23 protein-coding genes and 1 pseudogene are annotated in these 25,505 nt (G+C 49.2%); 17 read left to right on the top strand and 7 right to left on the bottom strand.

Annotation, left to right across the window (positions count from 1 at the left end; translation table 11 throughout):
* Positions 1–286: 286 nt before the first annotated feature.
* Positions 287–1,657 (top strand): NAD-dependent succinate-semialdehyde dehydrogenase, encoded by a 1,371-nt coding sequence (locus ACJJIR_RS10340; protein ID WP_444908297.1) that lies wholly within the window; start codon positions 287–289, stop codon positions 1,655–1,657.
* A 28-nt stretch (positions 1,658–1,685) separates the two neighbouring features.
* Complete coding sequence (locus tag ACJJIR_RS10335) at positions 1,686–2,321, top strand: SDR family oxidoreductase (protein ID WP_444908296.1); 636 nt, start codon at positions 1,686–1,688, stop codon at positions 2,319–2,321.
* Between the two features lie 10 nt (positions 2,322–2,331).
* On the opposite strand, the gene ACJJIR_RS10330 is transcribed toward ACJJIR_RS10335, so the two are convergent.
* The 3 genes and pseudogenes from ACJJIR_RS10330 to ACJJIR_RS10320 form a co-directional block, all read right to left on the bottom strand.
* The gene (locus ACJJIR_RS10330) at positions 2,332–2,958 is read right to left on the bottom strand and encodes an anaerobic ribonucleoside-triphosphate reductase activating protein (protein ID WP_444908295.1); all 627 of its coding nucleotides are present in this window, start codon (positions 2,956–2,958) and stop codon (positions 2,332–2,334) included.
* Positions 2,951–5,224, bottom strand: a pseudogene (locus ACJJIR_RS10325) (ribonucleoside triphosphate reductase). The gene ACJJIR_RS10330 and the pseudogene ACJJIR_RS10325 overlap by 8 nt, the downstream one beginning before the upstream one ends.
* A gap of 188 nt (positions 5,225–5,412) precedes the next feature.
* Positions 5,413–6,303, bottom strand: a complete 891-nt coding sequence (locus ACJJIR_RS10320; protein WP_444908294.1) for a LysR substrate-binding domain-containing protein — start codon at positions 6,301–6,303, stop codon at positions 5,413–5,415.
* Positions 6,304–6,425: 122 nt separating this feature from the next.
* On the opposite strand from ACJJIR_RS10320, the gene ACJJIR_RS10315 reads away from it, so the two are divergent.
* The gene (locus ACJJIR_RS10315; RefSeq protein WP_444908293.1) at positions 6,426–7,118 is read left to right on the top strand and encodes an FMN-dependent NADH-azoreductase; all 693 of its coding nucleotides are present in this window, start codon (positions 6,426–6,428) and stop codon (positions 7,116–7,118) included.
* Between the two features lie 146 nt (positions 7,119–7,264).
* On the opposite strand, the gene ACJJIR_RS10310 is transcribed toward ACJJIR_RS10315, so the two are convergent.
* Positions 7,265–7,645 (bottom strand): hypothetical protein, encoded by a 381-nt coding sequence (locus tag ACJJIR_RS10310; RefSeq protein ID WP_444908292.1) that lies wholly within the window; start codon positions 7,643–7,645, stop codon positions 7,265–7,267.
* A gap of 421 nt (positions 7,646–8,066) precedes the next feature.
* Here ACJJIR_RS10310 and ACJJIR_RS10305 point away from each other — a divergent pair, with 421 nt between their 5' ends.
* On the top strand, positions 8,067–8,438 hold the full coding sequence (locus tag ACJJIR_RS10305; RefSeq protein WP_444908291.1) for a VanZ family protein: 372 nt from the start codon (positions 8,067–8,069) through the stop codon (positions 8,436–8,438).
* Between the two features lie 9 nt (positions 8,439–8,447).
* Here ACJJIR_RS10305 and ACJJIR_RS10300 read toward each other — a convergent pair whose 3' ends face one another.
* Both ACJJIR_RS10300 and ACJJIR_RS10295 read right to left on the bottom strand, forming a co-directional pair.
* Positions 8,448–10,880 carry an ATP-dependent DNA helicase gene (locus ACJJIR_RS10300; RefSeq protein WP_444908290.1) on the bottom strand — a complete coding sequence of 811 codons (2,433 nt, stop codon included), beginning with the start codon at positions 10,878–10,880 and terminating at the stop codon, positions 8,448–8,450.
* 2 nt (positions 10,881–10,882) lie between these two features.
* Positions 10,883–12,544 carry a VRR-NUC domain-containing protein gene (locus ACJJIR_RS10295; RefSeq protein WP_444908289.1) on the bottom strand — a complete coding sequence of 554 codons (1,662 nt, stop codon included), beginning with the start codon at positions 12,542–12,544 and terminating at the stop codon, positions 10,883–10,885.
* Between the two features lie 269 nt (positions 12,545–12,813).
* Between ACJJIR_RS10295 and ACJJIR_RS10290 the strand changes: the two genes are divergently transcribed.
* Positions 12,814–13,959, top strand: a complete 1,146-nt coding sequence (locus ACJJIR_RS10290) for a hypothetical protein (protein WP_444908288.1) — start codon at positions 12,814–12,816, stop codon at positions 13,957–13,959.
* Positions 13,960–13,995: 36 nt separating this feature from the next.
* Here the strand turns inward: ACJJIR_RS10290 and ACJJIR_RS10285 are convergent, their stop codons facing one another.
* Positions 13,996–14,427: a hypothetical protein gene (locus ACJJIR_RS10285; RefSeq protein WP_444908287.1), complete on the bottom strand. Its 432-nt coding sequence runs from the start codon at positions 14,425–14,427 to the stop codon at positions 13,996–13,998.
* 291 nt (positions 14,428–14,718) lie between these two features.
* On the opposite strand from ACJJIR_RS10285, the gene ACJJIR_RS10280 reads away from it, so the two are divergent.
* The 12 genes from ACJJIR_RS10280 (at position 14,719) to hypE (ending at position 25,431) form a co-directional block, all read left to right on the top strand.
* Positions 14,719–15,300, top strand: coding sequence for a hypothetical protein (locus ACJJIR_RS10280; RefSeq protein ID WP_444908286.1), 582 nt, complete (start codon positions 14,719–14,721; stop codon positions 15,298–15,300).
* Between the two features lie 160 nt (positions 15,301–15,460).
* Positions 15,461–16,582, top strand: a complete 1,122-nt coding sequence (locus ACJJIR_RS10275) for a 4Fe-4S dicluster domain-containing protein (RefSeq protein WP_444908285.1) — start codon at positions 15,461–15,463, stop codon at positions 16,580–16,582.
* Positions 16,579–17,067 carry a cyclic nucleotide-binding domain-containing protein gene (locus tag ACJJIR_RS10270; RefSeq protein ID WP_444908284.1) on the top strand — a complete coding sequence of 163 codons (489 nt, stop codon included), beginning with the start codon at positions 16,579–16,581 and terminating at the stop codon, positions 17,065–17,067. Before ACJJIR_RS10275 ends, ACJJIR_RS10270 begins: the two co-directional genes overlap by 4 nt.
* Positions 17,057–17,866 carry an FAD/NAD(P)-binding protein gene (locus tag ACJJIR_RS10265; RefSeq protein WP_444908283.1) on the top strand — a complete coding sequence of 270 codons (810 nt, stop codon included), beginning with the start codon at positions 17,057–17,059 and terminating at the stop codon, positions 17,864–17,866. Before ACJJIR_RS10270 ends, ACJJIR_RS10265 begins: the two co-directional genes overlap by 11 nt.
* A complete protein-coding gene (locus ACJJIR_RS10260; protein ID WP_444908282.1) occupies positions 17,842–18,660 on the top strand; it encodes an NADH-quinone oxidoreductase subunit B family protein in 819 nt (272 codons plus the stop codon). Before ACJJIR_RS10265 ends, ACJJIR_RS10260 begins: the two co-directional genes overlap by 25 nt.
* A 43-nt stretch (positions 18,661–18,703) precedes the next feature.
* Positions 18,704–20,068 (top strand): Ni/Fe hydrogenase subunit alpha, encoded by a 1,365-nt coding sequence (locus tag ACJJIR_RS10255; RefSeq protein WP_282932828.1) that lies wholly within the window; start codon positions 18,704–18,706, stop codon positions 20,066–20,068.
* On the top strand, positions 20,004–20,525 hold the full coding sequence (locus tag ACJJIR_RS10250; protein WP_444908281.1) for a hydrogenase maturation protease: 522 nt from the start codon (positions 20,004–20,006) through the stop codon (positions 20,523–20,525). The genes ACJJIR_RS10255 and ACJJIR_RS10250 overlap by 65 nt, the downstream gene beginning before the upstream one ends.
* Positions 20,488–20,760: a hydrogenase/urease maturation nickel metallochaperone HypA gene (locus ACJJIR_RS10245; RefSeq protein WP_282932830.1), complete on the top strand. Its 273-nt coding sequence runs from the start codon at positions 20,488–20,490 to the stop codon at positions 20,758–20,760. Before ACJJIR_RS10250 ends, ACJJIR_RS10245 begins: the two co-directional genes overlap by 38 nt.
* Complete coding sequence (gene hypF, locus ACJJIR_RS10240) at positions 20,750–23,065, top strand: carbamoyltransferase HypF (protein WP_444908280.1); 2,316 nt, start codon at positions 20,750–20,752, stop codon at positions 23,063–23,065. Before ACJJIR_RS10245 ends, hypF begins: the two co-directional genes overlap by 11 nt.
* The gene (locus ACJJIR_RS10235) at positions 23,065–23,289 is read left to right on the top strand and encodes a HypC/HybG/HupF family hydrogenase formation chaperone (protein WP_444893906.1); all 225 of its coding nucleotides are present in this window, start codon (positions 23,065–23,067) and stop codon (positions 23,287–23,289) included. Before hypF ends, ACJJIR_RS10235 begins: the two co-directional genes overlap by 1 nt.
* Positions 23,290–23,300: 11 nt before the next feature.
* A complete protein-coding gene (gene hypD / locus ACJJIR_RS10230) occupies positions 23,301–24,428 on the top strand; it encodes a hydrogenase formation protein HypD (protein WP_444908279.1) in 1,128 nt (375 codons plus the stop codon).
* Complete coding sequence (gene hypE / locus ACJJIR_RS10225; protein ID WP_444908278.1) at positions 24,394–25,431, top strand: hydrogenase expression/formation protein HypE; 1,038 nt, start codon at positions 24,394–24,396, stop codon at positions 25,429–25,431. Before hypD ends, hypE begins: the two co-directional genes overlap by 35 nt.
* Positions 25,432–25,505: the final 74 nt, after the last annotated feature.

Raw genomic sequence — 25,505 nt, 5'->3', positions numbered from 1 at the left:
GCAGTAGGTATGTTCTAAAAGCTCCGCAGTTGATCTTTATGCCACGGTGGTATTCGTAAAGTACCTAAATCTCTTAATGGTGTTCCACTAGCTTTAAGTGCTATTCACCAAAGATTACTGCCTATCAGCTATCTATAAGAAAGAATGATGTGACTTTAGCTGATTCATCAAGCAGTGGTATGCCAAACCTCAGCAACTACACTTTTGCAAACACTCGTAGGTGCCGCACGGTACTATTCCAAATAGTTCTTTAGCGGTTCCCAAAGCAACCGTTGGAAGTCTATTCATGACAAAGTCAAAACGTCCACTGATTTCCGTCAACCCCTTGAACGGTAAAACTCTGAAGACTTATCACGAAATGTCACAAGAGGATCTCGACAAGGCGATCGGTCGCGCAGACAAAGCCTTTGTAATCTGGAGAAACCGAAGTTTTAGTGATCGAGCAGTGATACTAAAGCGTGCAAGCAACCTATTTGAGGAGCGATCCGAAGAACTTGCCCGCCTGATGGCGTTAGAGATGGGTAAGAAGCTCAGTGATGGTCAAGGTGAATTGGCACTTTGTGCTGAAATTTTTGACTACTATGCCGAAGAGGGCGAAAAAATCCTAGCTCCACAGCAGCTTTCCACCCGCGAAGGGGAGGGTACTTTAGTCTTCCAGCCCTTAGGAGTGGTCTACGGCATTCAGCCATGGAACTTTCCCTTCTACCAACCGGCTCGCTTTACCGCCGCCAACTTAATCGCCGGCAATGTTGTACTTACTAAACATGCCTCTAATGTTCCCCAGTGTGCCGAAGCCTTCGCACAGCTGTTGTTTGACGCAGGGGTACCGGAAGGGGTCTATACCAATCTACCGATTACATCCGGTGGAGCAGCCTCCATTATTGATGACGATAGGGTCAAAGGAATCTCCTTTACTGGCAGCAATGCCGCCGGGGCAATGGTCGCAGAGCAAGCTGGCCGCAATGTAAAGAAAACTGTTATGGAGCTGGGTGGTGTTGATCCATTTATCGTGCTCGAAGATGCGGATATGGATTTAACGATACAGCGATTTGCAGAGGGAAAGCTGGGCAATTGCGGGCAGATATGTTTGGCTGCGAAGAGAATTATTCTAACTGAGCCCATTGCTGAAGAATTCCTAGACCGAGCTACCAAGTTGTTCCAAGCGTTGAAACCCGGTGACCCTCTTGTAGAAAGCACAGATTACGGTCCGTTATGTACTGAAAAGGCTGCCGAGCAACTGGAGGATCAAGTCAGCAAGTCCGTTAAGGCTGGCGCTCACTTGCTAGTGGGAGGTAAGCGCAATGGCGCATTTATTGAGCCAGGTATATTAACTGAAATACCTGCTGGTTCCCCGGCAGCCGTAGAGGAGTTGTTCGGCCCCATCGCTTGTGTTTGGGTAGTTCCCGATGAGGAGGCAGCGGTTAAGCTGGCCAATGATAGCCCCTTTGGCCTGGGTGGTTCTGTCTATACCCAGGACCATGAAAGGGGGCGCCGTGTCGCGGAACAGTTGGAATGTGGTACTGCCTTCGTGAACCATGCCGCTTCAAGCTACGCCAGTATGCCTATGGGAGGAGTGAAGAAATCCGGCTATGGCCGGGAGCTGGGAGAACTAGGTATTAAAGAGTTTGTCAATCAAAAGCTGATACGGTACTTCTAAGTAGCGCAATATAGACGTGGGTAGAGCAATGAAAGTACTTGTGGCGGGCTCTAACGGTGCAATCGGTCAAATCCTTGTGGGTAAACTTGTCGGCAAGGGGCACGAGGTAACCGCTATGGTCCGCACGGAATCCCAGCAAGATAATTTGCGTAGTACAGGTGCGCGCCCCATTCTTGGAGATCTGACAAGGAAGGAGTCCCTAAACAATGCGGTAAAGGGGCAAGATGCAGTCATTTTTGTTGCAGGCTCCAAGGGTAAAGCATTGGAGTCTGTGGATCGGGATGGTGCTATCCATCTTTGTGATGCAACGAAAAGCGCGGGTATATCGCGCTTTATTCTATTGAGTTCCATTTTTGCCGGGCGACCAGAGCAGGGGCCTGAAAAACTCCAACCCTATCTAAAAGCCAAACATATTGCGGATGAATATGTAAAAAACACTGGCCTCGATTACACGATATTGAGACCTGGTGCCCTAACTGACACCTTGGGAACGGGGTTAATCAGCATAAGCGATTTATTTGCTGGGCCAGACATAGAGATCAGCCGAGCCGATGTTGCCGAGGTAATTACTACTGCGTTGGATGAGCCCAAAACGGTCGGTGCAGTTTTTGAATTTATTGGGGGCGAAACCCCGATTCCTGAGGCATTAGCACAGCTAAACTAGGTTTTATCATTCAAGTTGAGAAGCTCAACGTCTGATCAATCGCTTGCTCACTATTGCAGCGCTGGATCTCCAACTTTTCAATGCCAACACCGCTAAGTTTCTCCCGTATTTGGTTCAGTTCAGTATCAGTTGTGAGGCTCGGATGCCTGGTAAGGCGCACTTGCAAAGGTATCTTCGACTGTGCGAGCAGTTCCGCACATTGCCAAGGGGCCACACCGCTACCATCGACTCCAGTAATGGATGGATAGGTTTCCGGCATCGCTTTGATATCCAACCCCACCCAATCAAGACTTTGGATCAGGCGTTCCAGCCTGCGGGGGTAGATTCCCGCAGTGTGAAGCCCGACCTTGAATCCCAGATCCTTAACTTGGACAATCGCCGGTTCCAGGGCTCTCTGGGCGGTGGGCTCTCCACCGGAAAACACAACGGCGTCCAGCAAGCCCCGGCGGCTGTCTAAAAATGTGAGGATCTGATCCCAGTCATAGGCACTGGGTGCTCGCGCAGGCAGTAGATCGCCGTTATGGCAGTAGCGGCAGCGCCAGGGGCATCCCTGGCAAAAAACCACCGCTGCCAACTCGCCGGGGAAGTCGATTGCCGTAAACGACGTGAATCCACCGACACGTAACTTATTACTCATAAGTTTTTAGTGCATTCCTGCTGTTGTCCGCCACAAAGAATTGGCGCTCCCGGTGCTCTGATTGTTTTCCCGGATTCCAAAATGAAACTGGGCGGTGGTACCCCATTACCCGGCTCCATACTTCGCAGCGGGTGCGGTCTTCTTCTCTCAATAAAGTGTTTTGTTGGCTCATGGTCTTTCTCCTTGAAAGTATGGTTTAGTCGCTACAACAGGATTGCTCTCGGGCCAGGAGAGCTTCGTCGCAGCGTGGGCAGAATTGGTGTTCGCCACTCAGATATCCATGGACCGGGCAAATTGAGAAGCTCGGAGTCACTGTGATATAGGGCAGGCGGTAATTTTCCAGGGCACGCTGCAGCAAGCGGCGGCAACTATCGGCATCTGGCAACTGTTCGCCCAAATAAAGATGAAGTACAGTGCCACCGGTGTAACGGGATTGGAGGGATTCCTGTCGAGCCAGGGCCTCGAAGGGATCATCGGTAAAGCCCACTGGCAGCTGGGATGAATTGGTGTAGTAGGGCGCTTCACTACTACCTGCCTGCATAATATCCGGGTAACGTTTGCGATCTTCGCGGGCAAACCGATAAGTAGTGCCCTCTGCCGGAGTTGCCTCCAGGTTGTAGAGATGCCCGGTTTGTTCCTGGAATTCAGTCATCCGCATACGGATATGATCGAGTAATTGCTCAGCCAGTTCTTTCCCATCTTCCGTAACCACACTTTCGTTGTCGCCACTAAAGTTTCTCAGCATCTCATTGATGCCGTTCACCCCAATCGTGGAGAAGTGGTTGCGCAGAGTCCCCAGGTAGCGGCGAGTGTAGGGAAACAGACCTGCATCCATATGCCGCTGGATGACTTTCCGTTTCACTTCAAGGGAATCACGGGCAAGTATCAGCAGTTTGTCCAGTTGGGTGAGCAGAAGCTGCCAGTTTCCTTTATAGAGATATCCAAGGCGGGCACAGTTGATAGTCACTACGCCGAGCGAACCTGTCTGTTCGGCGGAGCCAAAGAGGCCATTGCCGCGCTTTAACAGTTCGCGTAGATCAAGCTGTAAGCGGCAGCACATGGAGCGAACCATGTTTGGGCTCAGGTCTGAATTTATAAAGTTTTGGAAATAGGGCAGACCGTAGCGAGCGGTCATGGCAAACAGCCGCTCAGCATTTTCGCTCTCCCAAGGGAAATCCTCACTGATGTTGTATGTGGGAATAGGGAAGGTGAATACCCTACCGCGTGCATCCCCCTCGCTCATGACTTCGATATAGGCGCGGTTGATTAGATCCATTTCCTCTTGCAGGTCGCCATAGGTGAAGGGCATTTCCTGACCGGCAATCACAGGCACCTGCTCGCGCAAATCCTGGGGGCAAACCCAGTCGAAAGTGAGATTAGTAAAAGGGGTCTGGGTGCCCCAGCGGGATGGCACATTCAGGTTGAAGATCAGCTCCTGAATGCACTGGCGTACGGTCGCGTAGTCCAGCTGGTCCTTGCGCACAAAAGGCGCAAGATAGGTATCGAAAGAGCTAAATGCTTGCGCGCCCGCCCATTCGTTTTGCAGTGTTCCAAGAAAGTTAACAATCTGTCCGACCGCGCTGGTCAAGTGGGCCGGCGGTGCCGATTCGACTTTTCCCGGAACACCATTCAACCCTTCATGTAATAGGGTGCGCAGCGACCAACCTGCACAATATCCAGCCAACATATCCAGGTCGTGGATGTGTAAATCGCCATCCCGATGTGCTGCGCCGATCTCAGGGGAATAAACATGATTTAACCAATAGTTGGCAATCATTTTACCTGCGCTGTTCAGGATCAATCCCCCTAGGGAATATCCCTGGTTCGCATTGGCTGCAACTCGCCAATCCGCTTGCTCTAAATACTCTTCAATAGAAGCACCGACATCCACCAGTGTTTGCCGATCAGTGCGCATTTGCGCATGCCGCCCCCGATAAGCGATATAGGCGCGGGCAGTATCAATGTAATCGTTATTGATCAATACCTGTTCAGCAATATTCTGAATCTCTTCAATATCAATGGGCTCACCACTATCAAAGCGGTGCTTGATCACTTTAAGGACAGATTCGGTAAGTTGTTCCGCTTCCTGTTGATCAAAAGATTCCGTTGCCTGGCCAGCACTGAGAAGAGCCAAAGTGATCCTGCGAGCATCAAAAGCCAGTGTCCTGCCATCTCGCTTACGCACCAACAGTTGATCTGAACTTACTTGCGAAATCTGTTCTGAAGCTGGTGCGGCTTCGCTGTCGGGTATAGCGGTACTGGTCATCGGACTTCCTCACAATTTGTGGGGAGAGCATATCGAAGAGACAGGAACGCCAATTGATCCAGATCACTATATATGGCGCATTGATTAATAGGTGAGCACAATATGTTGTGCTCTTGGTGTGAACTTAGATTAGGTACATACCTACTCTCGGCAAGTCCGGAGGCGAGTTCAGTGCCAGTCGGATGTACCTAACTATAGGGAGAATCGCGAAGTGCTTCCTTCAGCCAGGTTACGAAAGCCAACACATTTCCATTTCTTGAATGGCGGCTAGGTATTAATGCGGAATAGGTAAATCCCTCAATCCCTGAAAGCATGGAGCCTCCTCTAAAAGGAACCAGCCATTGATTGCGCAAAGGATTTTGAACAAGAAGCGAACTTACTAGCGCAATACCCTGGCCAGCCAAGGCGGCCTGGATTACATGATGCTCCTGGTCAAACTGCCGCACGCGAATACCATTAAGTTTTCTTTTGAGGAGAGTTTGCCAGTTCAGCGGTGGAAGTGATGAGTTGACCCATTTTGTTTCCAGAAGTTGAGCTTCAGAAATATCCCTAATCTGAGTCAGGTAGCTTGGTGCAGCGTAGACACCGATTGTTTCGGTAGCCAAGTGGAGAGCATTTTTTGTACTTTCATCATATTTCCCGTACCGAATAGCGATGTCGATGCGTCTATCTCGCTCGATATCACTCACTTCTTCCCCGGTCACTACTGAAACAACGATATCTGGAAATTTCTGATAAAAATTCTCCAGGTGGGGCACAAGCCACATAGCAGCAAAGCTTGAAGTCGTACTAATGGTCAGTGTTTTCTTTGACCACGTTAGTTCACTCACCGTTTCAGTGAGCTGCTGAAAAATTTGAGAGGTAGTTTGAGCGAGCATCTGCCCTTCACTGGTCAACTGCACAGCACGGGTTTTGCGCTCGAATAATGTTGTACCCAGGGATTCCTCCAAACCCTTTATCTGATGTGATACGGCTGTCGGCGTTATAAAGAGTTCTTCCGCAGCTCTCTTGAAACTGCCCAGTCTGGCGGCGGCATCGAATACTTTGAGGGCGTTGAGGGAAGGCAGGTTTGGGTACACCGATCAGAATCTCTTATAGATGATTTTTCCTCATCTATAAGAAGAAATAACTCGTTTGTCAAGGATACTCCCCGGCATCACCATAGATGAACCTTCAGGCGGTTTAGTAAAGGTTCCAGACCATGAAAACACTATTACATATTGACGCTAGTGCCCAGAAGTGGAGCGGCTTAGTAGCACCACATGAAAGTGCGAATATCCCCAGGCATACCTCAATCTCCAAAGCAGTTGCCGCGAGTTTTGTAAGCAGCTGGCTAGAAAAGAGGCCTAAAGATAAAGTTATCCATAGAGATGTCGGTTTAAACCCACCAGGCTTTATTAATCAAGATTGGATTGCCTCGGTTTTTACGCCTGAAGCGGATCGCACCAAGGAGCAGCAGTCCCTGGTCGCGCTTTCTGACATCTTAATTGATGAGCTATCCCAGGCGGATATCATTGTTATGTCCACTTCGATGTATAACTACGGCATGCCTGCCGCACTCAAGGCCTGGTTCGATCAAGTTGTTCGTATCAACAAGACGTTCACCTTTGATTTAGACCGTGGTGACTTCCCCTTAGAGCCTATTATGTCTGGCAAAAAGCTGGTGCTTATCACCTCTGCCGGGGAGTTTGGCTTTGGACAAGGAGGAATCCGTGAGCAAATGAATCACCTGGGGCCACATATCCGAACCTTAAGCCACTATTTGGGGGTTGAGGAGTTTCATGAAATCAATGCAGAGTACCAGGAATTTGCTGATGAAAGGCACCGGGATTCGATCAGACAGGCTTTGGTTTTGGGTAGAAAGTTAATGGCAGTATTAACTCGAGGCTTGTAAGTAGACCCATTGGTTAATGCCGTGCACATAGAACGTCAGCATGATGTTTAGCATACGCAGCAAGTGACTTTTAGAGCGGCTGAATTAACAAATAGCGCACAGCAAATCAAAAATTTTCAGCCGCTCAGTTTTTATGAAACCTAACTTTACGAGCGAGCAATCATATAAACCTGAGATGTAAAGCAGTTTCCATTTTCATCTCGGTCAATAGCGACCCGCATACGGCTCCCATTAAAATCCACTGCTGCTAAAGCAACTTTGAGCATCCGATCAACATACTTTTCTTCAATAAGTGTACCATCTGCAGATTGATGAAAATATATCATATTGTCTTTACATGGTTCCCACAGGGTTTCAGACGGATTAGGATTATATGGGTTTGAATTCCCGATATTAATAGCTGCCGTGCCAGATGATGTGACATGTACAGCGTTCCAGGCATAAACAGTCCAATAGACGGCCGTATCTGATGCATATGAGGTCGTACTTAAGAGCACGGCAAACAAAGTAGTGATTATCTTTCCCATGAAGTCCTCCGAGGTTTAAACAGTTTTTAGACTAATGATTATTATACCAAGTGATGAACGTTGATACGAGTTATTAGGGACCCCACCTGATTAATAGCATTATGGTACTAAATATGAGTGGTTTATTGTCGCCAGCTGATAATAAAGGCCATAGTCGTTTTTAATATCATGGCATCTATACTAAAAATCCTGCTGAAATTAATTGACTTGGGCCTCTTGTGATTCACAGTAGATAAGTTTTCCCCAAAGAATGAAAACTGGATCAACCTAATGGAAACAACCAATCTTCCTGAATCTCTTCAGTGCTTCGAGCAAGCGCTCTTTTCCCTTCCAGATTTTGGTGGGTATCCTTATGGAGAGTTAAAGATGTTTAGATGCAGTGCCACTAGGCTAACAATGTAACCCTAATTAGTAGGAACTAATGATAATTCAACTTCCCTTAAGGCTCGTTTACAACTACTGGATTCTGCTAACAGTGGTATTTTTGTGCATTATTACGAGCCTATCCCTGTTTCCGCTTCCCGAAGTACCCAATATACCTGGCACCGACAAAACCAATCACTTAATTGCCTATAGTGCACTGATGTTCCCCGTCGCCCTACGCAGGCCTAGTTACTGGTGGCTAATAGGATTATTTTTTGTACTGTGGAGCGGTGGCATAGAGTTACTTCAATCTTACGTGAATCGAACGGGTGAGTGGTTGGATTTCGCGGCCAATACGGCAGGGATATTGAGCGGCACACTTATCGCTTGGGTGCTGGGAAAATTTGGGCTGAGGGAGTACAAATCCTAAAAACCTGATTTAGCTTAAACTCCAGAACTGCTCCAAGTTGCCCGTTAATTGATCGGTGTTGCGACAAACCGCCGGTTGCCAGTGCTCTGGAAAAAGCTGCCAATAAAAAGGTTCTGAAAAGCGGCTATCTACCAGAATGATCACACCTTTATCAGATTCGGAGCGTATAACCCGACCGGCGGTTTGCAGTACACGAGTCATCCCTGGATAGCGATAGGCGATATCAAATCCATAGATGCCAGTGGTTTCCGCAGCATCGCGCTGCAGCTCCCGCTCAACATTAACTTGCGGGAGCCCAGTACTGACGATAATAGTGCCAACCAGCTTCTCCCCAACATAGTCAATGCCTTCACCAAAGATGCCCCCCATAATGGCAAACCCAAGGCTCTTGTTACCTTCGTTGAATCCAGACAAAAACTCAGCGCGCTCTGTCTCTCCCTGTCCCGGCAGCTGTTGTAACAAGGACACTTCCGGGAATCTCGCCTTAAAACTCTCAGCAACTTGCTCCAGGTAACGATAAGAGGGAAAAAATACCAGGTAATTTCCTGCTCGCCTGTAAAAGGTACGGGAAATAATGTCGACGAGGTTCTCTATTGAGCGGTCGCGGGCTTGGTAGCGCGTATCTATATATGGACACAGGAAAACGCCCTGTTGCTGCGGCTGAAAAGGCGAGGGCAGTCTTAAGTAGGGCGACTCATGCTCTACGCCCAGTTGACTATATATATAGCTAGCTGGGCGCAAAGTCGCAGAGAAGAGTATAGCGGCTTGGTTTTGCTGATAGGATCGCTGTAAAAACTGTGCAGCATTTAAACAAAGTAGCTTAATTTCCTGCTCCTGCCAGGGAGCATCCCGGTCAATCACCCGAGTGACGACTTTATACTGATCGGAAAGCTCCTGCTCAATAACAGCGTAACGATAGACAGACCTTAACCACTCCGCTATTTCTTCCGGGGGCGACTGAGAGCTTTCTATAAGTTGGCTGACCGTGGAGAGCACTTTTTGCACGGCTCGAGAAACTGATTCTGGATGCTCTGCTTCACCTGTTGCTGCAGTGGCCCAAAATTCGCCCCCCTCAAAAGCACTGCGGCTTTGAGCTACACCAACTTCTCGCAATCGCTTGATCCAATTTTCAATTGCCCGAACCAGAGACTGGATACTTCTCTGCAATGTCGGAGAGTGCCCTTTGCAAGCATTAGCTGCGCGGCGACTATCACGGCGGGATAACTTTGCACTGTACATTTCCTGGGCGCGGTCGATCAAATTATGAGCTTCATCGACTAATAGTGCGCGGCGATTGCGATGGTCCTGAAAACTGGTCAGGCGTACCAAAGGGTCAAATACATAATTAAAATCACATACCACCAAGTCTACCCAAGGCAATATTTGAAGGGAGAGTTCAAAGGGGCAGATTTGCTGCTGATCCGCCACATCAGCAATTTCTTTGGGAGTTAACTGGGGCCGGCCGAGCAGGGCATCCATTGCAACTGGAAGTCGATCATAAAACCCTCTTGTTCTCGGACAGATGCCGTCATCATCACGGGTACAAAGCCCCAGGTTACAGGCACAGGTTTTTTCCCTTGCTTGAATTTCAAGTAAAGATAACTGCAAACCACTCGCCTGAAGTGCCTCAATGGTTTCCCGCACCATTTGCCGACCGGAATTCTTTGCGGTCAGGTAAATCAGCTGATCCAGTTTTTCCTCGCCAATTGCCTTTATGGCTGGGAATAGGGTGCTGATTGTCTTACCGGTTCCCGTTGGAGCTTCAGCCACCAGCTCACCACCGTCCCGGAAACACCGGTAGGCTTCCACTGCCAGTTGGCGCTGGCCGGGGCGGTATTGTGGAAAAGGGAAAGCGAGCTGTTTCGCCGTATCAGTAAGCTGTTGCCGATGTTCCTGCCAAGCCCTGTGCCAACACAAATATTTTGTGAGAGCCTCAAGAGTGAAGGCCTCTAACTCACTAAAGCGGTACTCTATGCACTCTGGATAGGCCTTGCGCTCCTTGAGGTTATACCAGACAACTTGCAGGGCAACTGTATCTGTATCACCTGTAGCGTCTTCATTTACCAAGTAGCAATAGCCGTAAATTTTTAGCTGGGCCCAATGCAGTTGCTTGGCGGCATCGGACAACTTCGATGGGGGTAAATAAGTGGTCTTAATTTCATCCAGCTGAGCCGGTTTATGCAAATCACTTTTCGGGTGAAAAATGTCAACCCGGCCGCTCAAAGTAACCTGCTGTTCCATCCAATCCATTTGGGTCTTGAGCTTGTATTCTGCCTCAGCGCCTTTGGGCCGCTGCTTTTGTAGCTTCTGATGGGCTCGAATCCCTTCCTGGGCAGAGGGCCCTGAAGTTGGCTCCCGAATCAAATCTCCGCTGCGGCAGGAAAAAGCGACTAGCTCTCCCACAGAAAGATTCAAAATCTCAGCCGACTCTAAGCTATCCAAAGCTAGTGCCACTCCACATGAATTACCCGATGAGGGATCGCCTCTTCAGCAAAAAACGCCAGCCAGCGTTCTTGGTTTTTTTGTAAGCGATCCCCAGGACCTTTAACCTCCACGAGTTCATAGTGACCGGAGGGAGTAAAGCAAATAAGGTCTGGCAGCCCATTTCTATTCTGTGTGATGTCACTGAGCATGCGAGTAAAAATTGAACGCCAATGACTTAGGGGGATTCTATCCAGCGCCTTCTCAAGTAGTTCTGTAGACAAAGCCTCCCAAGTAACCAAAGGGTTGGCAATACCTTGTTTCTCAGCAAAGGTAGCGAGGACACGGGACTTCAAGGGCTCATGCTCTATTTCAGCCAATCGCTGGGTGAATAGCGCTTGTCGGGAATAGTAAAAATCCGCGGTGCGAAAATCGGCTGGGGCTACCTGGAAGGGGTTGAAAAAAGCACCAGGCACAGGTGCAAACAGTACGTCCCAAATATAGAGGCCCAACACACCGGTGAATAGGGTGTTCTCTACATAAAAACACTCACCACCGCTAGAACCTTCAAGGTGCTCTGCCACCTGTAGCTCAACACAGATTTCCCCCTGCGCCAAACTTATCACTTCAGTGGGGGCTTGGATTTTATGAGGTGCCTGCCAATTGTTGAGGCCTCCACTTCGTTTGGCTGTGCGGTAACCAAAGCTAAGAGCAAACTCTCTTTCTGCCTGGTCCATAGGGAAGGCTATTATTTCCTCGCATATTTCCAATGCTAGAGTGTCGTACCCTTGCTTTACGGCAATTCGTGCGCGGCGCTCACGGGCGGGAGGGGTTTTACAAAGTTGATATAGTGAATCGGCCTGCTCAAGAGCATTGAGCCGCTCAAGCTGCCGTGCCAACTTTAGACGTATCCTGTCCAGCCGACGAGCCAGGGTTGAGTCACCATCAATACCTTCTGGCAGTTGAGCAGATAAGGCTATTATGGCTTCTGCATCTTCCAGTAATGGCTCTTCTAACAGCTCCAGGCATTGGTAGTAAAGCAGATACTGATCAATTTGTGCCCGACTTTGAAAGGGGAGATTTTGCTTATCCAGTGGATAGGATTCATAGCGATAAAGCCCAAGATCCCGTAATACATAATCAGTAAGATCCTGATTCAAGTTGCCAAAGTAACATAGTTTAAAAGTCTGGAAATGTTCGGCACCCTGGACAGCTAGTACCCTGTCCTGAGAAAGCAACTTCACAAACCAGTCACTCGAACTGGAGTCTTCAAGCAATAGTTGTTCGAGAGAAGGCCGGCTGAGAGACTTGGGTATACCCAAGGGTCCTGCCGTAAGCAATTCAGCTTTGGTAAATAGTGGTAGATATTCTTGTGCCGTTAGCACCGGATTAAAACAAAGTAGTCCAACGCGATCCAAAACAGCTGCAGCACTTTCAATGCTCTCTATCTCACCATAGCTAAGCTTCTCCATGCGGAAAAGCGATCCTCTAGAGGAGGGTACTCCTTTACGGGACAGCAAACGCACATAGAGCCGCTGGCTATAAATATCCAACTCTTGGAAGGTTTTAAAAAAATTTTGCTCAGATGTGGTGATAAGCCGGGAATAATGTTGGCTAACAAATTCAATCAACGCTTTGAAGTTGTCCAGGTAGTAGCCAGTTGGCAATTCTATCGGTTGGGTCATGGCACAAGCGCTAGTTTTTCGATCTATCTATCGTCGATGCCGCACACCAGTTCCTTATGACGTGATATGCAAACAATGAGGCAGAGGTTACTCTGGGGCTGTATGGTTATACAGCAAGTTAGCCCGGTGAACAAACAACAATCCCAAGCTTTCTTCTTAGTTATTCAGCCATTTTTTCCTATGGCAACTCCCTTGATGCTCATCCAGGCTTGCAGTCGAGGCTTATAAGCGGTCGCCCCATAAGATTTAACCAATAAGGGATTACCTCTATGAAAGTGACAAAGTCTGTGACTGCAGCCGCGCTATTTGCCGCCAGCGTATCTGCTCTAGCTGATAATAATGTCACCCTGGTATTCCAGGAAGGTACTGGCAATAGTGCAACTTCTGATCAGTCCGATGGTACTGTGCATAACAACTTGATTGTTCAGACCCAAATCGGCGATTTCAATGACTCGGATGCATCCCAAACTACAGGCACTTCTGAAAGCACTATTGAACTGGTACAGACGGGAAATTTGAATCAGGCCTCAGCAGTGCAACAGAATGCAACGCAGCTTACTACGTCCTCCCTGACCCAGAATGGCAGTGATAATACAGCGACCTTGCTGCAGGACGATGCGCAATTCAGCTCCTTCACCGGCACTCAGTCTGGAGACTTAAACGACATCCAAGTCCTGCAACAGGAAGATGTTACTTCCACCACACTTGTCGCATCTCAACAAGGAATGTCTAACACATTGGTTTTAGATCAGCGTATAAGGGTGGATAGCACTAGCGCCATGTTCACCCAAGTTGGTGACTCCAACTTCGCCAACATAGATCAGGATAGAGATGTAACCTTTACCTTTGCCATGGCCAGCCAGACTGGCTCTTCCAACTTTTTAGATATCGAGCAGGATGAAGTCACGACGACGAGCACTGCAATAATAACGCAGATAGGTGATTCGAATACCGGAAGAATAGAACAGGAAACTGATGTTTCAGCTGCTACTGGGATAGTCACCCAGATTGGTGACAATAACATTGCAAATGTGGATCAGGAGAATATTACCTCAAGCAGCGGTGAGGTAATGCAAACCGGCTCTTCTAATACGGTAAATCTTGATCAAGGGAACGAAAATATTGCCGCTATTGAACTTATTTCCTGTACCACCCTAGTAATCCAAGATGGCTCAGCCAATACAGCACAAATAGATCAGGGGCAGGACGGGTCTTTGCTCACTAGTTCACTGGTGCTCAATCAGTTTGGTGATTCTAATTCTTCCCAGATTAATCAACATAGCGGTATTAGTAGTAGCATTCTGGTGACGCAAAACGGTGTTTCCAATACTCAAACAACTTTGCAGGTTGGCAGTGGTGAAATCGTATTAACCACGCAAACTGGCACAGGTAATGTTGGCAATACCTTCCAATAAAACACCTGCTGAAAGTGGTTAAGGCTAGCGTAGATATTATTTAAAATATCGCATCACCTTTTGATACCGGTACACGACGTACCAAGTAAAAAATATCACTGAAATCCAAATCATAGTAATGATTTGGATTTCCAGTACCGACATATTGAACTCATCGATGACGGAGAAAAATTCAAATACGTCAGTGCAGATTAAAATAGGCAAATAGATACGCCAAGCATTTGGGAAGGCAATCCTTTTCGAGAAAGCCAATCCAAACAAAGCAACAAAAAATGCAATATAAACTAGCAGACTAAAAATCATCCACCAAATAGGAAGATCCCACTCATCGGCGGCGAAACCAAGATATTGGGAATAGACTTCCAGCGGGGCGAGAATAAAAAGGAGTACCTTCCAACCTACACTGGGTTTGTAGTGTGGAATAGAGTCTGTAAGAGGGCTATCTGGTGTCTGATACATATCCTGCATCTCGAAACGTCCTTATTATTTACCACTATTCCAGATAGGCACCAATTACCAATCCGAAAGTTACTTCTCGCCATTCCCTGAGCTAAATAGAGGTCATCATTACTTACCAGTTAGACTCTCTGACTATCAAAATTTGAACAGCGAGGATATTGTCTGCAGTTTCAAAGTCAATAGTTGCTACATATAGTTTATCGATAGTGTGAGGCAGCTCATCGCATAAATGTGACAACTTAACCTGCTTTTTTGTAGTGTTAGCAAGGTAAAGCCATGATGTCAATCTTTAAGCTCTGAATGCCAAAGACTAAACGATTATCGGCAAACTACTTCTACATTTGGGCTGCAGTAATTAAAAGCCGGCAAGAATTGCTTATAAATGCACTAATCCATAGGATTGAAGTCGCTGACAGTTTTAAATTTCAAAGGCCAATAAAAGGGCAGAGCGTGCAAAATCCTTATCAAGCACCTGAGAGCGAACTCGACAATCGCCCCCCCGTCTATAGCCCTAGTGAAGGCTGGAAAATTGTCTTTTTTATCCTTCTACCACTGGAGCTGTATTCCCAATATACGGTTTTGACCGATGGCTCCACAGGCATCCCCTTTTGGTGGTTGGTAATCAGCTTGGTTGTTTCCACGCTTTTCTACGTCGTACTGTTTGGATTAGCGTTTGCCAAAAGAATAGGATTCGAGCAACTTTGGATCTTTTTTATTCCAGTTATTGTGCTTATCGATATTTTTGAATTTTCTTTACTCGCCATCAACTTAAACAAACTCGGGGCAGGTGTAGCCCTTGTGATGGCAAGTACTGCGCCAATCATCTTGCTTAGATGGTATGTCGTATATAAGTATCAGAAGGTTATGAAATACTTTGCCTAAAGGATGTACCCCACCTCAATAAGTAGTCAGGGCTATAGCTTTTCTCTAAACTTTCTTCTTAGCATTTTGGCACTTTTGTCTTAGTGCAATTAGCCAGTACAGACCTAAAAATCAGTAGATCACCAACTACTGCTCTTTCGGAGCCGGCTCTCGGCTATACGTGGAAATACTTAAACTGGCAGCGAATGACCTGGATTGTTTGATTCAGGCAATTCGCAGTGAAGGATACCAGCTCTTTGGCCCGATACTGCATAACGGGGCTATTACCTATGGTGAGATTGAAACTCCCACAGATCTTCCCCAAGGATGGACGGATCAGCAAGAGGCGGGGCAATACCGGGTGGAGCACCGCAATGACAAGGCTTATTTTGGCTACGCCGTTGGTCCCCACTCCTGGAAGCAGTTTCTTCAGCCGCCCCAGCGCCAGCTCTGGAGCGCTAGCCGCTCTGGAGAAGATGTTCAGATTCTGGAAATTGAAGAGCCTCCGGTCAAGTTAGCGTTTCTCGGTGTTCGCAGTTGCGAGCTACACGCCATTGCTATCCAGGACCGTGTCCTCGCACAGGGAGATTACGCCAACAGCAGCTATAAGGCACATCGAGCACAGCTGTTCACTATCGCGGTGGAGTGCACAACAGCAGCAAATACCTGCTTCTGTACCTCAATGAACACAGGCCCGCAGGTGCAACTGCCCAGTGATCTGGTAATCACCGAAGTTCTGACCTCCGATGCCCACTTCTTCCTCATACGCAGCGGCAGCCCTCAAGGCGACAGAGTGTTAAAGCAATTACCCACTGTTGACGCATCAGAAGCGGAGAAACAAGAGGGGCAAGCTGCCGTTCAGCAAGCCGAAAATCAAGTGAGTAACGGTCGCCGCAGCTTTGACAGCTCTGACCTGAAGACACTGCTTTATCGCAATTATGACAACCCCAGCTGGGATAAAGTCGCGGAGCGCTGCCTCTCCTGCGCCAATTGCACTATGGCTTGCCCCACGTGCTTCTGCTCAACCGTTGAGGACACAACAGATTTAACCGGAAATGAAGCACAGCGCTGGGAGCGTTGGGATTCCTGCTTTACGGCTGAGTTGAGCTATTTGTCTGGCGGCCCGGTAAGAGCGGATACCCGCAGCCGCTATCGGCAGTGGATGACTCACAAACTGGCCACTTGGTTTGACCAATTTGACAGCTCTGGCTGTGTCGGCTGTGGACGTTGTATTACCTGGTGTCCCGTAGGCATCGATATCACTGAAGAGATACAGAATATTCGCTCCCAGGAACACAAATGAAAGTTGTCACCACCTTACTCAAGGAGCACCCTTTCTTTACCGGGCTGGCAGACAAGGACCTGGCATTCCTCTCCGGGTGTACAAGCAATAGTCACTATAAAGAAGGCGAATACCTTGCCAGGGAAAACTCTCCGGCTAACCATTTCTTCTTAATTCGATCTGGACGTGTCGCCGTAGAATCCTTTGTCCCCAACTATGGGCCCCTTTGCCTGATGACACTGCATGGTGGAGATATATTCGGCTGGTCCTGGCTGTATCCTCCCTACTTGAGTGCTTTCGATGCCCGGGCCCTGACCTCAGTTCGCAGCCTTAAACTTGGCGGGCAGTGCCTCCGAGATAAGTGCGAAAAAGAACCGAGACTCGGTTTCGAATTGATGAAACGGTTTACCAAAGTTGCTACAGAACGACTGCAGGCAGCACGAATACAGTTGTTGGACCTTTACGGGCCACATCCGTCACAGGGAATCCCTCGCTGTGATCCCTGAATTATGGCGTGTTACCCATCGGCACGAAGAATTTCCTGGCACTGTCACTCTATCCCTGACGCGAGTAGCTGGGACCCCATCACCCATTCAGCCCGGGCAATTCAATATGCTTTATGCCTTTGGTGCCGGGGAGGCTGCTATCTCCTTGAGTGGCCCCAGTGCGTCATCCGCTGAGCCACTTACCCATACGATTAAAGGCCAGGGACTTGCAACCCAAGCGCTTTGCAAACTGGAAGTTGGAACGCAACTGGGCATCCGGGGACCATTCGGGCAGGGGTGGCCAACTCACCTGGCGGCAAATCGTCCCTTAGTGATTATCGCCGGCGGACTTGGGCTAGCGCCTTTACGCCCCCTGATCTACAGCTTTCTTAAGGGGCACTTGCCGGCCAGGAGCCTACAAGTTTTCTATGGGGCTCGTCGCCCCGAAGAAATGCTTTACCAGCCAGAGCTTGGTCACTGGCACAGCTCATTTGAACTGGTGACATCTGTGGACCACGCCAGCACAGAATGGAACGGGCATATTGGTGTGATTACCGACCCTCTGCGTGTCACTCATTTGGAGTGCAATGATGCTTTAGTGTTTGTGTGTGGACCCGAGATCATGATGCGCTTTTGCATACAGGTTCTTCTCCATAAAGGTGTGACTGAATCCAATATCTATCTATCCATGGAGCGCAACATGAAGTGTGCCATTGGTATCTGCGGCCACTGTCAGTGGGGACCTAACTTTGTTTGTAAAGATGGCCCTGTCCTTTGCTACCGGGATATTCGCTCATGGTTTCAAATCAACAGCCTATAGCGAGTAGTAATCCTACCCCCAAGCTTGCCGTCTGGAAGTTCACCTCCTGTGATGGTTGCCAATTGAGCCTATTGGATTGCGAGGATGAGCTTCTCTCTTTGGCAGCCCAGGTAGATATCGCCTATTTCCTGGAGGCCTCCAGTGAGGTGAAAGAGGGTCCTTTTGATATCTCTCTCGTTGAAGGCTCCATTACCACGCCAGCAGATGAAGAGAGAATCCTAGAGGTCAGACGTCAGTCCCGCTTTCTAATCAGTATTGGCGCCTGTGCAACAGCTGGAGGGATTCAGGCACTTCGCAACTTTGCCGATGTGCAGGAGTTCACCGATGTGGTCTATGCCCACCCGGAATATATCGCCACTCTCAAGGAATCCACACCAATATCAGGGAGGGTAGCAGTGGACTTTGAGTTGCAGGGGTGTCCGATCAACAAGCATCAACTGCTCGAAGTAATCAGTGCATTCCTGCACCGGCGAGCACCCCAGGTTGCCAATCACTCGGTGTGTATTGACTGTAAATTGCGCGGCAATGTTTGCATCTGGGTTGCCCATGGCACCCCCTGTATGGGGCCTGTTACACACGCGGGATGTGGCGCTATTTGCCCCAGTTACAACCGCGGTTGCTACGCTTGCTACGGTCCCAAGGAAAATCCCAACACCGAATCACTGTGCCACTGGTGGAATGAAAAACTAAATGTAGAAAATACTTTAATTGTTGAAAACCTTAGGAATTTCAATCCACTAGCGTCTTCTTTTAAAGTACAAAGTGAAGATAGGCAAGAAGATGGGGAGCGTTAATTTCCCCAAACATTGGTGATAAATCTGCCTCCAGGTGAGCTTTATGGCGGATCGCAGCAAAACGATTAAGGTAGATTATCTCGCTCGGGTCGAAGGGGAGGGAGCGCTCCATATCGACTACGACGATAGCGGCGTACAAAATGTACAGCTCAAGATTTTTGAGCCCCCAAGGTTCTTCGAAGCCCTTCTCAGAGGGCGCGATTACTTGGAAGCCCCAGATATCACCGCACGCATATGTGGGATCTGCCCGGTGGCCTACCAGATGAGTGCTGTGCATGCCATGGAGAATGCCCTGAACCTAAAGCCCGGCGGCGCTTTGCGTATGCTTCGTCGATTGCTTTACTGCGGTGAATGGATCGAGAGCCATATGCTGCATATCAGCATGCTCCATGCACCAGATTTCCTCGGCTACCCCAATGCAGTCGCAATGGCTAAGGATCATCCAGAGATTGTTAAGAACGCGCTGGAGATTAAAAAGGCGGGCAATGCCCTGGTTCGCCTTATTGGTGGGAGGGAAGTACACCCGATTAATGTGAGGGTAGGGGGTTTCTACAAGGTTCCAGAAGCTCGTGAACTCACAGCCTTGGTAGCGCAGCTGGAAATGGCCCGGGATCTCACCGAGCGACTGGTGCGCTGGTCCGCAGCTTTGCCTTTCCCCAGCTACGAATGGCGAAGGGATAATCACTACGAATTTGTCGCTCTAACGCACCCGTCAGAATACCCAATGAACGAGGGCAGGATCACCTCCAGTGCGGGACTCAATATTAGCGCCCAAGACTATGAGAACCACTTTGAAGAAGAGCACGTCGCTCACAGCACCGCGCTGCACTGTACTTTACGGGAGCGGGGTGCCTATCTGGTGGGCCCCATCGCACGATACAACCTTAATCGCGACAAGCTGTCGCCTCGAGCATTGCAATTGGCTGAAGAGATCAACTTTACCGCCCCCTGTTTAAATCCCTTCCAAAGCATCCTCGTTAGGAGCCTGGAGGTACTACATGCCTTTGAAGAAGCCCTGCATATTATTGATAGATACCAACCCCCAGCCGAGCCTCACTTAAAGACAGAGCCGAGAACCGCAAGCGGCTGTGCAGCCACCGAAGCACCCCGTGGGCTTCTGTATCATCGCTACGATATTGATGAGAAAGGCAAGATTACGACGGCAAAAATTGTCGCTCCCACCTCACAAAACCAGAAGACCATCGAAGATGACCTCCGCTTGATGTTGCCGAGCTTTATGCACTTTCCTGAGGATAAATTACAGGGGCTATGTGAACGGGCGATAAGGAATTACGACCCTTGCATTTCCTGCTCCACTCACTTCCTACAGCTACATTTGAATTATGGGCAAGTGCAAAGTAAGCAATCCATGGTTACTGGTAAGCCTGGGCAACCCCCTGCGCGGTGATGATGGAGTAGGGCCACATATCATCGCTCGACTTCGCCAAAAACTTGGAGGGGCGGTGGAATTCCTCGAAAGCGGTGGCGATATTTTACATTTGCTCTCGCAATGGAAAGGTCGATGGGTTTGCCTTGTAGACGCCATGGTAAGCGATCAGCACCCTATTGGGGAAGTCGTCGCCATTGATGGTCTAGGCAACGCATTTGCTCCATCGATGTGCAATACATCAAGCCATGGATTTGGACTGACCGAAGCGCTGATCATGGGAAAACATATTGATTCGCTGCCGGCACATCTGGATGTTTTTGCGATCAACTCAGAAAGTCTGGCAAAAGGACAGGGGTTATCGCCCAAAGTGGCCAGTGCAGCCCATCGAGCAGAGCAAATGATTATCGCGCACCTAACGCTATACAGCGGAGACCACTATGCACGAACAGAATCTCATCAAAAACCTGATCGATAAAATCCAAGAACTGGCCTCAGATGAACCTGGCAGGCCGATCGGCGTTCGCTTGCGCTTAGGTGCCCTGGCGCATATGTCTGCAGCGCATCTGAGGGAGCATTTTGACAGGGAGATACTCGGGACTTCTCTCGAGGGGATTAAGCTGGAAATTGATGAGCTTAAGGATATTAATCACAAGGAAGCCCAGGATGTAATCCTGGAGAGCTTAAAGTTTGAGGAGACCGATGGCCACTGAACGCCGCCAGATTGAAATCGCCGGATTGGTGCAGGGAGTAGGATTCCGGCCCTTTGTCTATCGCTTGGCCGATAGCTTTCAATTAAAAGGTTGGGTGGCCAACTATAGCGGCGGCTTGAGAATTGAAGTCCAAGGCAAAAGCCGGGAAATCGAGAAGTTTATCGATAAGTTATCTTCAGAGAAGCCTCCCTACAGTCGCATCACTCACATTGAATCCTATCCGGTGGCTCTTCAAGCAGAATACGGTTTTCGAATCTTACCCAGTGTCCGTGATGCCAGCAGCTCAACCATCGTCTTACCAGACCTGGCTCCCTGTGATGATTGCCTCAAGGAATTGTCAGACCCCAATAATCGCCGCTACGACTATCCGTTTATTAGCTGCACTCTTTGTGGCCCCCGCTACAGCATCATTTACAAACTGCCCTACGATCGTGTCAACACCTCCATGCACCACTTCCCTTTGTGCGGAAAATGCTCGGGGGAGTACCGGGACCCCCTCAATCGACGCTTTCACGCGGAACCCAATGCCTGCCCACAGTGCGGTCCTCAATTACTTTTCTGTAATACTGCCGGCGTTACAATTGCGAAGAAGAGTCGGGCACTATCCAAAGCCCTTGATGCCCTTGCCCAGGGGAAAATTATTGCCCTTAAAGGGGTAGGCGGCTTTCAACTGTTAGCCGACGCCTCCAATGGTAAGGCGCTCGCCAACTTGCGCCAGCGCAAACAACGTCCGCATAAGCCATTCGCGCTTCTATATGACGAGCTGAAAAGTGTCTGCCAGGATTGCTGCGTCTCGGAGCAAGAGGCGCAGCTACTATCAACCCGAGAAAGACCGATTGTTCTATTGGAAGCGAAGGATGACAGTCACTCCAGGATACATCCGCTGGTCGCTCCAAATCTTGCCGACTTGGGGGTGATGTTACCTGCATCACCCTTACATCACTTGCTTGCGCGTAAGTATCGAGCCCCCCTTGTCGCTACTAGTGGCAACCTTGCGGAAGAGCCTATCTGTACAGAAAATGATGAGGCGTTTGAGCGCCTGGGTAAAATCGCTGACTACTTTCTGGTTCACAATCGTCGAATTTTGCGCCCGCTGGATGACTCTGTACTCAGGGTGGTCAATAACCGTCCGCTGATGTTGCGTCGAGCCCGGGGCTACGCGCCACTTCCCATTACCTTGCCTAGCCCAGGCCAAAAGGGCGAAAGTGAACGAGAGAGCTTTCTGGCCCTGGGCGCGGACCTGAAAAACACAGTTGCACTGTCTCACGCCGGGTGGGCATATCCCAGCCAACATATTGGCGACTTAGGAAGTGCCAATACCCTGAAGCACTTCAACCAAACTATTGGAGACCTCACCAAACTACAGCAGTGCCGCCCGAAAAAATTAATCCACGACCTCCATCCAGGCTATACCTCTCACCGCTGGGCTATGAAGCAAAGAGCTGTGCGTATTGGCGTTCAGCACCATATTGCCCATCTATTCTCCTGCATGGCAGAACACGCTCACTCAGGGCCTGCACTGGGAATCTGCTGGGATGGAACTGGTTACGACCGCAGTGGCATTGTTCGCGGTGGAGAATTCTTTCACTGGAATGGACAATCTCCTGTCAAACACATCGCAAGTTTTCGCACATTCCCGCTGCCAGGCGGTGAAAAGGCCGTACGGGAGCCCAGGCGCTCTGCGGCTGGACTTCTGTATGAAATCTCCGGGTTTGTCGCCCTGGAAAATCGACAATTAAAGCGCTGCTTCACCCGTGGCGAGCGTCAAAACCTGGTCACCATGCTAAAAGGTGAGATTAACAGTCCACCGTGTAGCTCTGTCGGCCGCCTTTTCGATGCGGCATCCGCACTCCTGGGACTGACTACGCATACCAGCTTTGAAGGGCAGGCAGCCATGGCTCTAGAACAGTGTGCCCGTGGCGTCAGCTCTAAAGACAGCTACCCCTTTAGCCTTGTTCAAAAAGGGGACCTGCTGGAACTGGATTGGACACCCTGTATTAGTGCTTTGATCTACGATGAAAACCGATCACTGCCACAAAGAGCCGCTGCATTTCACAACACACTCGCGCAGATGGCGCTGGCAGTAGCAATGCAACAAGGTGAAAAGAATATCTTTCTGTCTGGCGGTGTATTCCAGAACAAGCGGCTTACCGAAACCGTCACTGCGCTTCTGGAAAGTCAGGGCTTTTCCGTTCACAGCCATAGCGAGGTCCCCCCAAATGATGGCGGAATATCGCTGGGCCAGATCCACTACGCACAATGTATGGATGCTGCTGGGCAATCATTGGGAGAGGAGAGTTCCTAGTGTGCCTGGGAGTTCCCGGAAGAATCGAATTAATAGAGCAAGAATCAGCCATGGAGCGCACTGGAAAAGTTTCCTTCGGCGGTATCAGTAAAGCTGTAAATTTATCACTGGTACCCGAGGCTGAAGTAGGAGACTACGTGATCGTTCATGCTGGAGTCGCGATCAGCAAGTTGAGAGCAAAAGAAGCAAATAAGGTTTTCGAGTACCTCAAAACATTGGGTTGAGTCAGCCTGTAATGAAATACCTCAAGGAATACCGCAACGGCGAGAACATCAAGCTAATTGCGGCAGAGATTCAGAAAGTCACCACTCGCCCATGGACTCTAATGGAGATCTGTGGAGGGCAAACCCATGCCATCGCAAAATATAACTTGCAGCAATTACTGCCCGAGGAGATTCAATTAGTACACGGACCCGGTTGCCCGGTTTGTGTCACACCTCAGGAAATCATCGATAGAGCTATTGCGATTGCTGCAATGCCCAATGTTATCTTCTGCTCCTTTGGCGACATGTTGCGAGTCCCCGGTTCAGATCGAGATTTACTAAAGGTCAAAGCTGCCGGAGGCGATGTCCGTATTGTTTACTCGCCGCTGCAAGCGCTCAATGTGGCAGAGCAGAACCCCACCAAGCAGGTCGTATTCTTTGCGGTGGGTTTTGAAACGACTGCTACCGCCAATGCCCTGGCGCTGTCCCTCGCCAAGCAAAAGCAAATCGACAACTTTTACGCATTGATATCCCAGTTTTTGGTTACACCGGCGATTCAATCGATATGTGCCCGTGAAGACTGCCGGATTCAAGGTTTCCTAGCTGCCGGTCACGTCTGTGCAATAACCGGATATCGTCAGTACCGCAGTTTGGTGAAAAAACACCAGATTCCAATAGTGATCACAGGCTTTGAACCCCTGGATATTCTTGAAGGCGTACTCCGGTGTGTCCGTCAATTAGAAAATGGTCGCTGTGAAGTAGAAAACCAATATCAGCGCGCGGTTACTAAAACAGGTAATACCGTTGCCCAGGACTTGATTAAAGAGGTTTTTAAAGTAGCAACACAACAGTGGCGCGGTATAGGTGAAATTCCCGCTAGCGGTCTGGTATTGAGGGACGATTACTCAGGGTTCAATGCAGAACAAACATTCAATCTTCCAGCATTGAGCATTTCTGAAAACAGGGGATGTATCAGTGGGGATATTATGCTGGGGCTAAAGAAGCCCGGGGATTGCCCTCACTTCGCTAAGACCTGCCAACCCCAGCAACCGCTGGGGGCGTCAATGGTTTCCACTGAAGGCGCTTGCGCGGCCTACTATCGCTACCAGAACCAGGTGGAATCGAATGAATCTGCAGTGTCCAATTCCACCAACCGCTGACGAGGTCGTACGCCTTGGCCATGGCAGCGGTGGGGAGATGACCCAACGCTTGATCGATCAATATATTCAACCTGTCTTCTCTAATCCCTGGCTATCCCAGGCCCATGACAGTGCAACACTTCCATGGAAACCGGATCAGCTCGTATTTACCACCGACTCCTTTGTCATCTCACCGCTTTTCTTTCCCGGAGGAAATATCGGTGAGCTCGCCGTTTATGGCACCGTCAACGATTTGGCCATGGCAGGCGCGGAACCCAAGTTTCTAAGCTGCGGCTTGATTCTCGAAGAGGGGTTGCCCCTGGAAACTCTCCAACGGGTTCTGATCTCGATGGCTGAGGCTGCCCGGAACTCAGGAATTACCTTAGTCACCGGCGATACCAAAGTGGTAGAGAAAGGGAAGGGGGATGGGCTCTATATCAATACCAGTGGCATCGGTACCCTGATAAGAGAACAACCCATTGATCCCAACCGTATTTGCCAAGGTGACTCTATTATCCTGTCCGGCGATCTCGGCCGCCATGGCATAGCGGTGATGGCCAGCCGAGAGGGACTCGAGTTTGAAAGTGATCTCCTCAGCGATTGTGCGCCACTGAATGGTGTAGTTGCACAAATGATCAATGCCGGAATTGAAGTTCATTGTCTGCGAGATCTCACACGAGGTGGGCTAGCCACCGCATTGGTGGAGCTAGCGGAAAACTGCGGACGGACCTTTGTCTTGGAGGAGAGCAAGATACCTGTTTGTGATGCCGTGCAGGGCGCTTGTGAGCTACTGGGGCTAGACCCACTCTATGTAGCGAATGAGGGGCGTTTTGTGTCTTTTGTCCCCGAAGCAGGTGTTAAGTTGGCACTTTCCATTCTTCGAAAAGCAACCGCATATAGCAGCTTTGCGGTTATTGGTACTGTTGGGGGAGGAGGTAGCTCCCAGGTTATTTTAAAAAACAATTTGGGATGTGATCGGTTATTGCAGCGTTTACCTGGGGAGCAGTTGCCAAGGATTTGCTAGCCAGAAGCCTCAAAAGTACAATTTACGTACAGCTTTTGAACATATAGAATCACTGCATAAAAGCTCTAACTATC

This window comes from Microbulbifer maximicatervae (SeqCode), assembly GCF_052467385.1.
Note: the sequence above shows the minus strand (reverse complement) of the source record. Positions and strands in the feature narration are given on the sequence as shown.